Annotated in this window: 15 protein-coding genes; 14 read left to right on the plus strand and 1 reads right to left on the minus strand. The window is 29.5% G+C overall.

Annotated features, from left to right (window positions below; genetic code table 11):
• Nucleotides 1-57: 57 nt before the first annotated feature.
• The 7 genes from typA (at nt 58) to C1715_RS11270 (ending at nt 7,529) form a co-directional block, all read left to right on the plus strand.
• The gene (typA, locus tag C1715_RS11240; protein WP_102400581.1) at nt 58-1,887 is read left to right on the plus strand and encodes a translational GTPase TypA; all 1,830 of its coding nucleotides are present in this window, start codon (nt 58-60) and stop codon (nt 1,885-1,887) included.
• A gap of 23 nt (nt 1,888-1,910) precedes the next feature.
• Nucleotides 1,911-2,912, plus strand: a complete 1,002-nt coding sequence (gene mltG / locus C1715_RS11245) for an endolytic transglycosylase MltG (protein ID WP_102400582.1) — start codon at nt 1,911-1,913, stop codon at nt 2,910-2,912.
• Between the two features lie 34 nt (nt 2,913-2,946).
• Nucleotides 2,947-3,600 (plus strand): O-methyltransferase, encoded by a 654-nt coding sequence (locus C1715_RS11250; RefSeq protein WP_102400583.1) that lies wholly within the window; start codon nt 2,947-2,949, stop codon nt 3,598-3,600.
• Nucleotides 3,593-4,819, plus strand: coding sequence for a peptidase U32 family protein (locus tag C1715_RS11255; protein ID WP_102400584.1), 1,227 nt, complete (start codon nt 3,593-3,595; stop codon nt 4,817-4,819). Before C1715_RS11250 ends, C1715_RS11255 begins: the two co-directional genes overlap by 8 nt.
• Nucleotides 4,819-5,445, plus strand: a complete 627-nt coding sequence (gene udk / locus C1715_RS11260; RefSeq protein ID WP_102400585.1) for a uridine kinase — start codon at nt 4,819-4,821, stop codon at nt 5,443-5,445. The genes C1715_RS11255 and udk overlap by 1 nt, the downstream gene beginning before the upstream one ends.
• 127 nt (nt 5,446-5,572) lie before the next feature.
• Nucleotides 5,573-6,262, plus strand: coding sequence for an RNA polymerase sporulation sigma factor SigK (sigK, locus tag C1715_RS11265; RefSeq protein ID WP_102400586.1), 690 nt, complete (start codon nt 5,573-5,575; stop codon nt 6,260-6,262).
• Nucleotides 6,263-6,473: 211 nt separating this feature from the next.
• The gene (locus tag C1715_RS11270; RefSeq protein ID WP_102400587.1) at nt 6,474-7,529 is read left to right on the plus strand and encodes a type IV pilus twitching motility protein PilT; all 1,056 of its coding nucleotides are present in this window, start codon (nt 6,474-6,476) and stop codon (nt 7,527-7,529) included.
• A gap of 26 nt (nt 7,530-7,555) precedes the next feature.
• On the opposite strand, the gene C1715_RS19450 is transcribed toward C1715_RS11270, so the two are convergent.
• A complete protein-coding gene (locus tag C1715_RS19450) occupies nt 7,556-7,699 on the minus strand; it encodes a hypothetical protein (RefSeq protein ID WP_180964064.1) in 144 nt (47 codons plus the stop codon).
• A 228-nt stretch (nt 7,700-7,927) separates the two neighbouring features.
• Here C1715_RS19450 and C1715_RS11275 point away from each other — a divergent pair, with 228 nt between their 5' ends.
• The 7 genes from C1715_RS11275 to C1715_RS11305 all read left to right on the plus strand — a co-directional run bounded on the left by C1715_RS11275 (nt 7,928) and on the right by C1715_RS11305 (nt 14,817).
• Nucleotides 7,928-9,205 (plus strand): glycosyltransferase family 2 protein, encoded by a 1,278-nt coding sequence (locus C1715_RS11275; protein ID WP_242971945.1) that lies wholly within the window; start codon nt 7,928-7,930, stop codon nt 9,203-9,205.
• A gap of 222 nt (nt 9,206-9,427) precedes the next feature.
• Complete coding sequence (gene ftsA / locus C1715_RS11280; protein WP_102400588.1) at nt 9,428-10,696, plus strand: cell division protein FtsA; 1,269 nt, start codon at nt 9,428-9,430, stop codon at nt 10,694-10,696.
• Between the two features lie 15 nt (nt 10,697-10,711).
• Complete coding sequence (ftsZ, locus tag C1715_RS11285) at nt 10,712-11,827, plus strand: cell division protein FtsZ (protein WP_102400589.1); 1,116 nt, start codon at nt 10,712-10,714, stop codon at nt 11,825-11,827.
• Nucleotides 11,828-12,089: 262 nt separating this feature from the next.
• Nucleotides 12,090-12,896: a sigma-E processing peptidase SpoIIGA gene (gene spoIIGA / locus C1715_RS11290; protein WP_102400590.1), complete on the plus strand. Its 807-nt coding sequence runs from the start codon at nt 12,090-12,092 to the stop codon at nt 12,894-12,896.
• A 12-nt stretch (nt 12,897-12,908) separates the two neighbouring features.
• Entirely contained in the window at nt 12,909-13,616 is a 708-nt protein-coding gene (sigE, locus tag C1715_RS11295) for an RNA polymerase sporulation sigma factor SigE (protein ID WP_102400591.1), read from the plus strand.
• A 74-nt stretch (nt 13,617-13,690) separates the two neighbouring features.
• On the plus strand, nt 13,691-14,464 hold the full coding sequence (gene sigG / locus C1715_RS11300) for an RNA polymerase sporulation sigma factor SigG (RefSeq protein WP_102400592.1): 774 nt from the start codon (nt 13,691-13,693) through the stop codon (nt 14,462-14,464).
• A 101-nt stretch (nt 14,465-14,565) separates the two neighbouring features.
• Nucleotides 14,566-14,817, plus strand: coding sequence for a YlmC/YmxH family sporulation protein (locus C1715_RS11305; protein WP_102400593.1), 252 nt, complete (start codon nt 14,566-14,568; stop codon nt 14,815-14,817).
• The last annotated feature ends 13 nt before the right edge of the window (nt 14,818-14,830 follow it).

Raw genomic sequence — 14,830 nt, forward strand, 5'->3', positions numbered from 1 at the left:
TCCAATTTTTTAATGTTAAAAATGGAAAAAAGTTGTAATATATTGGAGGAATTGCTAATGAACATATTTACTAGAAATGATATAAGGAATATAGCTATAATCGCCCATGTTGACCATGGTAAAACTACAATAGTAGATGCTCTATTAAAACAAAGTAATGTATTTAGAGTTAATGAAAAAGTAGAAGAAAGAGTAATGGATTCAAATGAACTTGAAAAAGAAAGAGGAATAACTATATTAGCTAAAAATACCGCGGTAATACACAACGGCATTAAGATTAATATAATTGACACTCCAGGTCATGCTGACTTTGGTGGAGAAGTTGAGCGTGTTTTAAAAATGGTGGATAGTGTGCTTCTAGTTGTTGATGCTTATGAAGGACCAATGCCACAAACTAAGTTTGTTTTAAAGAAAGCCTTAGAATTGAATTTAAAGCCAATTGTAGTAATAAACAAAATAGATAAAAAGGATGCTAGAGCTGAGGAAGTAATTGATGAGGTTTTCGATCTTTTTGTTGAGTTAGGTGCAGATGATGAACAATTGGATTTTCCTATAGTTTATTGTTCTGCAAAACAAGGTATAGCAAAAAGAGAAATTGATGATGAAAGTAATACTATGGAACCTTTATTTGATACTATAGTAAAGAATGTAAAATCACCAGAAGGTTACTTAGACAAGCCGCTTCAAATGTTGGTAACTACTATAGATTATAATGAATATGTAGGAAAAATAGCTATTGGAAAAATTGAAAGAGGAAAGATTAGAAAAAATCAACAAGTGGCTTTAGTAAGAAAAGAGGGCAAGATAGAAAATGTAAAAGTAGCTAATTTATATGTTTATAATGGATTAAACAGACAAGAAGTAGAAGAAGCTTTATTAGGAGATATAGTTGCGGTATCTGGAATACCTGATATAAATATAGGGGAAACTATAGCAGATAGCAGTGAGCCAGAGGCTATTCCATTTGTAGATATTGATGAACCTACTTTAACAATGAACTTTATGGTAAACAATTCTCCATTTGCAGGAAAAGAAGGAGATTATGTAACTTCTAGACATTTGAGAGATAGACTTATTAAAGAATTGGAAACTAACGTAAGTTTGAAAGTAGAGGAAACAGATTCACCAGATTGCTTTAAAGTTAGTGGAAGAGGAGAACTTCACTTATCCATATTAATTGAAACTATGAGAAGAGAAGGATATGAATTTCAAGTATCAAAGCCTAGTGTAATATTTAAAGAAAAAGAAGGAAAAAAACAAGAACCTATTGAATATTTAACTATTGATGTGCCAGAAGAATTTATGGGCGTTGTTATGGAAAAGCTAGGACCAAGAAAAGCTGAACTTGTTAATATGACCTCAGCTGTAAATGGATATACAAGATTAGAATTTAAAATACCAGCAAGAGGATTAATAGGATTCAGAAATGAATTTATGACAGATACAAAAGGTAATGGTATAATGAATCATGTTTTCTATGTATATGATGACTTTAAAGGAGAAATACCAGGAAGAAGTAGAGGATCTTTAGTAGCTTTTGAACAAGGCGAAGCAGTGACTTATGGATTATTTAATGCACAAGAAAGAGGAATTTTATTTGTACCTGCAGGAACAGGTGTTTATGAAGGTATGATAGTTGGTGAATGTTCAAGAGCAGAAGATATAGACGTAAATGTATGTAAAAAGAAACACCTTTCAAATACAAGATCTTCAGGTGCGGATGATGCACTAAAATTAACAACACCTAGACCAATGAGTCTTGAAGAATGTCTTGAATTTATAGCAGCTGATGAATTAGTTGAAATAACACCTAAAACTATTAGAATGAGGAAAAGGGTGTTATCTAGCTCAGAAAGAAAAAAAATAATATCTAGAAATAGAAATTAAAGTTTAAAATGGGGTGTGATTAAGTGAAAAAGAGGGTATTGATTTTATTATTTACTATAATTGTTTTACTTACGGCTTCAATTTCTATTATAAATAAAAAAGTTAAATCACCTTTTAAAATTAAAGGGGACTATTCGTTAAAAGTAGAAAACGGTGATACTTTCTATAAGGTTCTAAACAGGCTAAGTGATGAAAATGTTATTTTTAACTCTAAATTCATAAAAGTATATCTAAAAGGAAAAAAGTTAAATTTAACTACAAAACCAGGTATTTATGTAGTGAATAAAAATACATCATTAGAAGAGTTTATATCTATGTTGAACAAAGGAAATAAAGAGGTAGAAGTACAGGTTACTATTCCAGAAGGATATACTGTAGAGCAAATAGCGGAATTACTGGAAGATAAAAAATTGGTGAAAAAAGTAGAATTTATAAAAAAGTGTAATGAGTATCAATTGCCTGAATATATAAAGGGGAAAGGAAATACAAAATATCCTTTAGAGGGATATTTATTTCCTGACACCTATCAATTTAAGAAGGATGCTAGTGCAGAAAAAATTATAGATACTATGCTAAAAAGAACGGAAAAGGTTTTAAATGGTATAGAAGCTGAGACTGGATTAAAAGTAAAAGATGTAGAAAATCAAGTGATAATAGCATCTTTAATAGAGAAAGAGGCTAGAGTAGATGGTGATAGAGGAAAGATTGCTTCAGTTATCCATAATAGGCTTAAAAAGGATATGAAGCTTCAAATTGACGCTACAGTACTATATGCTCTTGGTAAACATAAAGAAACAGTAACTATAAAAGATACTAAGACTGAATCACCATATAATACATATTACACAAAGGGACTTCCATTAGGACCTATATGTAGTCCAGGAAAAGAATCTTTAGTGGCAGCGGTAAAACCTGAGAACACGGATTATTTATTTTATCTATATAAAAAAGATGCTTCAAAAGAACATTATTTTACAAATAACTATGAAGATTTTAAAAAAGCAATGAAAAAATATGGGTACTAGTGTAATAAAACAGTGTATTTTTGGAGGAATTTACATGAGTGGTATTACTTATGATTATATTGAGAATTATTTAAGGAAAATTATTCCAGATACAAAGGGAATACTTCAGGAACTAGAGTTATTTGCAAAAGAGCACTCTGTTCCTATTGTTCAAAAGGAAACTGCTCAATTTTTAGAACTTATGATTAAAATTAAAAAGCCTAAGCGAATTTTAGAATTAGGAAGTGCAATAGGTTATTCTTCAATTTTGATGTGTTTAAGTTCTAATAAGAATGTACATATAGATACAATTGAGCGAGATGAAAACATGATTAAGTTAGCTAAAAGTAATATTTTAAAAGCTGGACTTGAAGATAATATTAAATTAATACAAGGAGATTGTCTTCAAGTGCTAGAAAATTTAAATGATAGATATGATTTAATATTCATGGATGCAGGCAAAGGACATTATAATCATTTTTTACCTGAATGTTTAAGATTATTAGAAAAAGATGGTTTGATAATAGCAGATAATGTACTTTTTAGAGGTATGGTAGCTACAGATGAATTAGTGAAACGTAGAAAGATAACTATAGTTAAGAGAATGAGGGAATATTTACAAATGATAAATGGGGAAGAACTTTTGACTTCTGTAATACCTATGGGAGATGGAATAGCAGTTACAGTAAGGAGGGAGATAGATGAATAAACCTGAGCTTTTAGCTCCAGCAGGTAATCTAGAAAAACTTAAAGCTGCCATAGATTTTGGAGCAGATGCAGTGTATTTAGGAGGAAGTAAGTTAAATTTAAGGGCTTTTGCGGATAATTTTTCTAACGAGCAGTTGAGAGATGGTATAAAGTATGCGCATGATAGAGGAAAAAAAGTTTATGTTACCTTAAATGTATTTCCTCATAATGAAGATTTAAATGGATTAGAAGAGTATCTAAAAGAGCTTTATGATATAAATGTGGATGCAATAATTGTTTCTGATCCTGGAGTGATAATGACAGCAAGAGAAGTGGTGCCAGAATTAGAGTTACATTTAAGTACTCAAGCTAATAATGTAAATTGGAAATCTGCAATGTTTTGGTATAAGCAAGGAGTTAAAAGAATAGTTTTAGCTAGAGAACTTTCATTAGAAGAAATAAAAGAAATGAAAAGTAAACTTCCAGAAGAATGCGAAATAGAGATTTTTATTCATGGTTCAATGTGTATGGCATATTCAGGACGATGCTTACTTTCAAATTATTTAACTGGCAGGGATTCTAATAGAGGACAGTGTGCACAACCATGTAGGTATAAATACTATTTAATGGAGGAAATGAGGCCAGGAGAATACTATGAAATAAGAGAAGATAAAAAGGGCACATATATAATGAATTCCAAGGATATGTGTATGATAGAACATATACCTGAGCTAGTAAGTTTAGGAGCCAGTTCTTTAAAAATAGAAGGTAGAATGAAGAGTGCTTTTTATGTAGCATCTGTAGTAAAAGCTTATAGGCAAGCTTTAGACAAATACTTTCAAGAGCCAAATAAATATGAATTTGATACTAAGTGGATGGATATACTTACTAAACCTAGTCATAGAAAGTATTATACAGGATTTTATTTTAAAGATGAAAATAAACAAGAATATGAATCTTCTTCTTACATAAGAGATTATGACATAGTTGGAATAGTTAGAGAATATCATGAAGAAAGTGGAATAGTAGTGATAGAACAGAGAAACAAATGTTATAATGGAGATAAAGTTGAAATTTTAAAACCTCATGGTGATAATGAAGAATTGATTTTAGAAGATATGAGGGATATAAAAGGCAACAAAATAGAATCTGCTCCTTCTGCACAGATGCTTTTTACTGTTAGAGTGGACAGGAATATAGAGGAAAATTCTATGATTATAAAGGCTAAGGAGGAGAAATAATGAATCGTCCAGTTTTAATTGGAATTTCTGGAGGAACAGGTTCGGGCAAAAGCACTATAGCTCAAGAGATTTATAGAAAATTTGGAGAAGAGTGCATAGCTATGATAGAGCAAGATTCTTACTATAAAGATCAAACAGGTATATCTATAGAGGAAAGGGTTAAAACCAATTACGACCATCCAGATGCTTTCGATACTTGTTTATTAGTAAATCAATTAAAGAATTTAATTGAAGGGAAAAGTATAGATAAGCCTATATATGATTTTTCTATCCATACTAGAAAAAAGGAAATCATAAAAGTAGAGCCTAGAGATATAATTATTGTAGAAGGTATATTAGTTTTCCAAGATATAGAACTTAGAAATATGATGGATATAAAGATTTATGTAGATACTGATGCGGATGTTAGAATAATTAGAAGATTAGTAAGAGACATAAATGAAAGAGGTAGAACTGTACAATCAGTTATTGATCAATATTTAAATGTAGTAAGACCAATGCATATGCAGTTCACAGAGCCTACTAAAAGATATGCAGATATAATAATACCTGAAGGTGGTCATAATAAAGTTGCAATAGATATTATTACTGCAAAAGTAAAACAATTACTACATAAGGAAGGTTAGAAAAAATCAGTTTCGCATATATAATGTGGAACTGATTTTTTTTACTATAAATATATATGTACATGCACTTTTTTCTAACTTATTCATATTATAGTAATAAGCACTGTTAGGGGGATTTTTACTGTATATGAGTAATTTAATAGACATGTTAAGTAGTGTAACTTTTCTTATAGCTTATGTAACCAATAACACTTTTCCAAAACCGCTAAGCCAAAAGGAAGAAAAATATTATTTGGATAAACTAAAAGAAGGCGATGTATTGGCCAAAAATATACTAGTGGAGAGAAATTTAAGATTAGTAGCTCATATTGTAAAAAAATATTCTTATCCAAATAAAGAGGTAGATGATTTAATTTCCATAGGAACTATAGGGCTTATAAAGGCTATAGACTCATTTGATAGCAGTAAAGGAACTAGACTAGCTACCTATGCAGCTAGATGTATAGAAAATGAAATATTGATGCTTATACGGAACAATAAAAAAATTAAATCGGAGATATATCTTCAAGATCCTATAGGAGTTGACAAAGAAGGAAATGAAATATCACTTATGGATGTATTGAGTAGTGATGAAGACTCAATAATAGAAATAGTTCAAAGTAAGATACAAATAAAAAAACTATATAATAAAATTGAAGAAGTATTACAAGGAAGAGAAAAGTTTATAATAAAGATGAGGTATGGATTAGAGGATGGTAAACCAAGAACTCAAAGGGAGATAGCACGACAGTTAGGTATATCTCGTTCCTATGTGTCTAGATTAGAAAAAAGAGCATTGAAAAAACTATATAAAGAGTTAAAAAACTATAATGGTTAAAATAATAAATTAAAAATATATACAAAGTAAAAAAAACTGTAAAAAAGTATACTAAATACTCGAATATAAGATATAATGGAAGAATAAAGTGGTTAAATTTTCTTTTTATATTAAAAAATAGCTTAATACAAGAAAAAATAGCTTAATACAAGAAAAAAATAATGTATTAAAATACATTAGGATAAATAAATAATCAACGGAGGTATGTGATTTGAAAGCATTAAATGAATTACTAGAAATAACTGTGAAAAATAATTCGTCGGATTTACATTTAACTGTGGGAGTACCCCCTATTATAAGAGTTAATGGTAAATTAATTATGTTAGAATGTGAAAAGTTAAATGGAAACGATACGGAGGAGTTTGCAAAGAAAATTTTAAAGGATTTGTATGAAGAATATTTAAAAAAAGGAGAAATGGATACATCTTATTCAGTTTCAGGCATTGGAAGGTTTAGGGTAAATATATATAAACAAAGAGGAAGTACTGCTATTGCCATAAGAGTTGTGGGATTAAAAATTCCAAATCTTAATGAGCTTCAAATGCCCAATGTAATTCGTGAAATGACTTCTAAGCAAAGGGGATTGGTATTAGTAACAGGGCCAACAGGTAGTGGAAAGAGCACTACCTTAGCAGCTATGGTAAATGAAATAAATAATACTAGATCTGCTCATATAGTAACATTAGAGGATCCCATTGAGTTTTTACATAAACACAATAAATCCATTATAAATCAAAGAGAAATAGGAAAAGATACTTTAGACTATAAAAATGCATTGAGAGCGGTTTTGAGAGAAGATCCGGATGTTATATTAGTAGGTGAAATGAGGGATTTAGAAACTATTTCAATAGCACTAACTGCGGCAGAAACTGGACATTTAGTGTTGTCCACGTTGCATACTATAGGAGCTGCTAAAACCATTGATAGAATAATTGATGTTTTCCCACCACATCAGCAGCAGCAAATTAAAGTTCAATTATCTGCAGTGATACAGGGAATAATTTCCCAACAGCTAGTTCCTAAGATTGATGAAAGTGAAAGAATAGCTGCTTTGGAAATAATGGTGGCAACTCCTGCAATACAAAATTTAATAAGAGAAGGAAAGACATATCAAATACAGTCATCTATGCAAACTGGAGCAAAATATGGCATGAAAACCATGGATATGTCATTAGTACAGTTATATAAAAATAAAAAGATAAGCTATGAAACAGCTTTAACGTATTCTGTTGAAAAGGAAATATTGATAAGAATGCTTTCCATGTGATTAAGACCTGTAAAGGTCTTTTTTTATTAAAATGTATCGTAGTCTAATAATTTTAGAGAGAAACTTCCTAATTTGTTTCTAGAGGTGATATTTTTACCTTTTTTACTATTATGGGGGTGGCTTGCTGACTTGGGTTGTTTAGACTTTTTAGTATTTTTATGGGGATCCATATATACCCTCCTTTATAATTATTGTATATATATTTATAATATATAGTATACTACTATTAAGGAATAAGTTCAATGTAATTGTTTCATTATATGGAAAATTCAAAATATTTTCTTGCTTTGTTAAAAAAAACTACATAATTTAATATATTTTAATTCAATTGTTAAAAATACTATAGTAATTAACGCAAATTTGTGCTAAAATATCTTGTGAATTAGGGGGGATTTCTTGTGATTATTTTTAAATGGATCATAAGCGCATTATCAAAAACTTTTACAGAAGTTGTATTTATAATCTCCATGTATTATTTATGTATATCATTTTTTGGAATTTGGAGAAAAAAGGACAGTAAAGAGGTACAACCTGAAAAGAGATTTGCACTAATAGTAGCAGCGCATAATGAAGAAGTGGTTATTCAAGATATTGTTTCAAGTTTAAAGATGTTGGATTATCCAAATAAATTATACGATATTTTTGTTATAGCAGACAATTGTGATGATAAAACAGCTAAAAGAGCTAGAAAAGCTGGAGCCTTAGTATTTGAAAGATTCGATGATGAAAGAAGAGGAAAAGGCTATGCATTAGAATGGATGTTCAACATAATATTTAAAAAAATGGATAAAAAATACGATGCAGTAGCAGTATTTGATGCAGATAATCTTGCTTCTAAGAATTTCTTAAAGGAGATGAACAAAAAGTTACTGGAAGGTTATAAGGTAGTACAAGGATATCTGGATAGTAAAAATCCAAAAGATACATGGATAACAGGCAGTTATTCCATATCATTTTGGGCATCAAATAGAATGTTCCAACTTTCAAGAAGTAATTTGGGATTATCTAATCAATTAGGTGGAACTGGATTTTGTATAGATACTGAAGTGTTAAAGCAGTTAGGATGGGGTGCAACTTGTTTAACAGAGGACCTAGAATTTTCATGTAAACTAGTATTAAATGGCTACAAAGTTGGCTGGGCTCATGATGCTATTATATATGACGAAAAGCCTTTAACATTAAAGCAATCTTGGAATCAAAGAAGAAGGTGGATGCAGGGATTTGCAGATGTATCTAGTAGATATTTCTTTAAGCTTATAAAAAGATTTATTACAAAGTTTGACGTTAAGGCCTTGGATTGTGCTTTATATAGTATACAGCCAATAGTCATAATACTTGTTGGAATATCAATGTTAATCTCTGGCGCAAAATATTTTATGAAGGCCTATAATGTAATAACTAACATTAATACAGTGGTATATTCAGTTAATTTAAACATGATTACTATAGCAGCAGTACTCTTAGGTATATTACAGTTTATATATACACCTTTTATACTTGTTTTAGATAAAAAGTTAGAACCTAAAATATTTTGGTATTATATAATATATCCAATATATACCATCACTTGGCTTCCTATATCTATTGAAGGAATAGTTAAGAAAAACGATAAAGAATGGTCACATACATTACATACTAGGAGTATCAAAATAACAGATTTAGAAAAGGTTAATTAGAAGGAGAAAACTGTGTTTTCTCTTTTTTTATTTTGAAGTATTGGCTAAATCAATAAATTTAATTGAATTTTTTGTTAAAAATAATTAATATTTATATTATTTATGATATAATTTAAAATGTGTAAGGATAATAAGAAAAATTGTGTTATTTTAAAAGGAAAAATGCTTTTTACGTTGAATATATTAGTTTAAGATGGTCTCATAAGGAGGGAAAAGACATAGATGAATGGTTACTTAGTTGGAATTGATATAGGATTCTCTAAAGTATGTGCTGCAGTAGGTAAACTAGATAAATATGGCCAAATTAAAATAATAGGAGTAACTTCAGCAAAAAATAGTGGATTAAAACGTTCTATAGTAGTTGATATAGATGAAACGGCTAATTCCATAAAGGAATGTATAGATCAATTGCAAAGGATGATAGATATCCGAATAAAAGATGTATATGTGTCTTTACCAGGGGAAGTCTGCCAGCTTGTTTATAATAAAGGAGTTGTAGCTATTTCTTCTGATGATAGAGAAATTAAAAAAAATGATGTAGATAGAGCATTAAAAACAGCTAAACTTATAACCGTACCATCCGATAAAGAAATAGTAGGTGCAATACCGTTACAGTACATAGTGGATGGATATGAAAATATAAAAGATCCTATAGGTATGAATGGATTTAGACTGGAAGTAGAAAGTCAAGTTATTACAACAAATACAACTATAATAAATAATTTAATGAAAAGCGTTAGTAGAGCAGGAATAAATGTAGCTGGATTAGTTTTACAACCGTTAGCTCTATGGCAATCAGTTTATGACGAGGAGCCAGGGGAACTTAAAAATGTTATAGTAGATGTAGGGGCAGAAAATACTCGTATTTCTATATTTAAACATGGAGTTTTAATGGAAACGCACCTAGTTCCTTTAGGAGGTAACAATATAACTAATGATATTTCTATATGTCTAAAAGTACCTTATTTAGAAGGGGAAGAACTAAAAGTCAAATACGGGAATTTAAATTTAAATGAAAGTGAAGGAAATAAAAGATTGAAAATTAATTCTCAATATGGAAATGATATTGAGGTTGATTATGTAATATTAAATCAAATAATAAAGGCAAGAGTTGAAGAAATTTTATTATTTATTAAGAGAAAGCTTATGGATATAGATAGTTATAATGAAATAAGCGATATTGTTTTAGTAGGTGGTGGTATTTCATTATTTTACGGAATTGAAAAAATAGGGAGAGAAATACTTGGTAAAACCATAAGAATAGGGGTTATTAATTTTACAGGTGCTGATAATCCTATGTATACTGCAGCTATAGGCATAGTAAAAGATGTGGGATGCAGTTTAAAAAGCTCTACGAATATGCAAGAAGAAACCGGTGTTTTTGAAGAAAATGATTCTGAAAGAGTAAAAGGTAGAAAAGAAGATGTATATGATAATAGCAATAAAAAGTTTTTAACTAAAATACGTGATTTTTTTACGGATTTCTTTTAATGAGGAGGTATTATTGTGCTAGATTTTGATGTAGATGTTCAGCAATTTGCTCAGATAAAGGTAATAGGCTGTGGCGGCGGAGGAAACAATGCAGTTAACAGAATGATAGTAGAAGGATTAAGGAATGTTGAGTTTATAGCAATAAATACGGACAAGCAGGCGTTGATGTTGTCTCAAGCTTCACAAAAAATTCAAATAGGAGACAAATTAACAAAGGGGCTTGGAGCTGGTGCTAATCCTGAAATTGGACAAAAAGCAGCAGAGGAAAGTAAAGATGAAATTTCTCAAGCTATTAAGGGAGCAGACATGGTATTTATAACCGCTGGTATGGGTGGCGGAACAGGTACCGGTGCAGCACCAGTAGTAGCTGAAATAGCTAAATCAATGGGTATATTAACAGTTGGAGTAGTAACAAAGCCATTTCCATTTGAGGGAAGAAAAAGAATGATTCATGCTGAAATGGGGATTAAAAATTTGAAAGATAGAGTAGATACTCTTGTTACTATACCAAATGAAAGATTGTTAACAATGGTAGATAAAAAGACTTCTTTAATTGATTCTTTTAGATTAGCAGATGATGTACTAAAACAAGGTGTACAAGGTATATCTGATTTAATAACTATACCAGGACTTGTTAATTTGGACTTTGCAGATGTGAGAACTATTATGTTAGATAGAGGTCTTGCTCATATGGGTGTAGGAAGAGGAACTGGAGATAATAGAGCTCAAGAAGCTGCTAAACAAGCTATATCAAGTCCATTACTAGAAACCTCTATAGTAGGAGCTACTGGCGTTCTATTAAACATAACTGGTGGCGGCGATTTAGGATTATTAGAAATAAATGAGGCTGCTGGAATAGTTCAAGAAGCAGCAGATCCAGAAGCTAATATAATTTTTGGTGCTGTTATTGATGAAAATTTAAAGGATGAACTAAGAATTACTGTAATTGCAACAGGATTTGAACAAGAAAAAATTGATGCTCAGAAAAGTTTTTCAGCTGAAAAGGACTTTGGGCTTTTCTCTCGGGAAGAAAGAAAAGGAGTTAAGTCAAGCAAAGATGAAGTGGCTGCGGGTAGAGATTATACAGAAGAGAATTTGGAAATACCTACCTTTTTAAGAAGAAATAGATAAAACTTAATATACTAAATTTTCAAACCGGAAAGGTGCCTATGGGCACCTTTTTTATTATATTTATTTGGTAGTTACTCTATTACATAAGGATTCGTAAGCTTTATTTGAAATAAAAAATCCATACTAAATCAAGAACTTTGTTTATATTTATAGAAAAATAATTTTAAATAGCGAAAAGAAGGTAATAAAAAAAATATTTAATGTTAAAAAATGACAAATTTTTAATTCATAAACATATATAATATGTTTAGGGGTGTTGCATGTGATTGTGTATGTGGATGTGGTGTTTATAGAGAATTTCATAATAAATATGTTTTTCTTATATATAACAGCATCAACAGTTAAGACAAAAATTAATTTTAAAAATATAATTATTTCATCTTTTTTAGGTGCTTTCTATGTAATTGTTCTTTTGTATTTTAAATTTAAATTTTTAAGTTTTTTGCCAATGAAATTATTTGTAGCTTTTATTATGATAGTAATAGCTTATAAAAATAAATCTTTAAAATTCTATTTAAAAGCATTAGTGGTTTTCATTGCCTATTCCATGTTTTTGGCAGGATTATGTTTATTTTCTCAATTGAATAGTACAGAAATATTTAATATGGGAGATGTGTTTTTAGGTGATTTTTCTTATAAAAAGTTAATTTTATGTTCTATGCTAATATATATTTTTATAAATAGGATAGTTATATATATTAGAGAGAGAAAGTTTTTAAAGAATTTAGTGTACAATGTAGAGATTGTTACTGACAAATATAATAAATTAATAAAGGCTTTTTTGGATACAGGAAATGAACTTAGAGAGCCAGTTACAAATTTGCCGGTAATAATAGTGGAGAAAAATCAACTTCCTAATATTAATGAATACAAAGATAAACTTTACGTGGCTTATAAAGCAGTGAATGGTCAATGTGGTAGGATGGAGGCTTTTAAGCCTGAATATATCAATATTTATAGGAAAGATTTTAAAGAGGAGAAAAAACAAGTTATTATTGCTTTATGTGATACTAAATTAAGTAAGGATAATGATTATAATGCTTTATTATCAAGAGGAATATTTGAGTAATGGGGGGTTATTATGTTTAAAGTAAAAATATTATTAAATCATTTACTAAGTAAGTTTAAGATATTTATAAAGAAAGTGTATTACATAGGCGGAAGCGACGCTCTTCCACCGCCTCTTACAAAAGAAGAAGAAGATGGACTTGTGAATAAGTTAATACTAGGGGATGAAAGTGTTAGAAGTATACTAATTGAAAGAAATTTAAGGCTAGTTGTTTATATTGCAAGAAAATTTGAAAATACAGGAATAAGTATTGAGGATTTAATATCTGTAGGGACTATAGGTCTTATAAAAGCAGTAAATACTTTTGATCCAGGAAAAAATATAAAATTAGCTACTTATGCATCTAGATGCATAGAAAATGAAATATTAATGTATCTAAGACGCAATAGCAAAGTAAAAGCAGAAATATCATTTTATGAACCTTTAAATATTGATTGGGATGGAAATGAATTGCTTTTATCAGATATATTAGGTTCTGATAGTGATGAGGTATATGAACTTATTGAAGAAGAAATAGATAAGCAATTACTAGTTTTAGCAATGAAAAAACTAAATAACAGAGAAAAAGAAATAGTAAAGATGAGATTTGGATTAAATGGGAAGAAAGAAAGAACTCAAAAGGAGGTAGCAGATTTTCTTGGAATATCTCAATCCTATATATCAAGATTGGAGAAAAGAATAATCAAAAAATTAAAAAAAGAAATTAGTAGAATGTTATAGTTTGTCTATTAGTATAAAAATCGTTCCTTGAGGAAATAATTAAAATGCAAGTACAATAAAGGGGCGAGAAGATTATGATGGTAAACAAAGTAGAAATATGTGGAGTAAACACAGCAAAATTACCCGTACTTAAAGAAAAAGAAATGAAAAAAATGCTTATTAAAATGAAAGATGGTGATAATGAGTATAGAGAAAAATTCATTAAGGGAAATTTGCGTCTAGTTTTAAGTGTTATCCAAAGATTTAACAATAGAGGGGAAAATGCAGATGATTTATTTCAAGTTGGATGTATAGGACTTATAAAAGCTATAGATAACTTTGATTTAAGTCAAAATGTTAAGTTTTCAACTTATGCAGTCCCTATGATAATTGGAGAGATAAGAAGATATTTAAGAGATAATAATTCTATAAGAGTAAGTAGATCCTTAAGAGATATTGCATATAAAGCACTACAAGTAAGAGATAGATTAATTGCTAAAAATAATAAGGAACCTACCATATCTGAAATAGCTAAGGAACTAGAAATGCCAAGAGAAGAAGTGGTATTTGCTTTAGATGCTATTCAAGATCCAGTGTCACTATTCGAACCAATATATCATGATGGTGGAGATGCTATATATGTAATGGATCAAATAAGCGATAGTAAGAATTATGATGAAAATTGGCTTGAGAATATATCCATAAAGGAAGCAATGAAAAAATTAAATGGTAGAGAAAAACTTATATTATCTCTTAGATTTTTTCAGGGAAGAACTCAAATGGAAGTAGCAGAAGAAATAGGAATTTCTCAAGCACAAGTTTCTAGGTTAGAAAAAACAGCTCTTAAGCATATGAGAAAATACATATAATCTTTATAGGGTAGATAAAATTCTACCCTATTTTTTATAGCATATGTATGGAAAAGGTTTCATACATATTTATTAGATTGAACTTTGGGGGGAGAGAATATATGTTTTCAATTAATAATTTAAAGATGATGGAAGTGATAGATATAGATTCAGGAGCTAAATTGGGATTTATAAAAGATTTTAAAATAGATACTTCTGAGTATAAAATTATATCTATAATACTACCAGGAGAAAAAGGAGTATGGTTTAGTAAGAATGAGGATTTAGAGATATCTTGGGAATGTATAATAAAAATAGGAGTAGATGTAATATTAGTACAAAGTCCTAGAGGCCCATTAGTAGATGAACAGTAGAATTTTTAATAAA

Origin of the sequence: Haloimpatiens massiliensis, from assembly GCF_900184255.1 — a bacterium.
Classification (GTDB): domain Bacteria; phylum Bacillota; class Clostridia; order Clostridiales; family Clostridiaceae; genus Haloimpatiens; species Haloimpatiens massiliensis.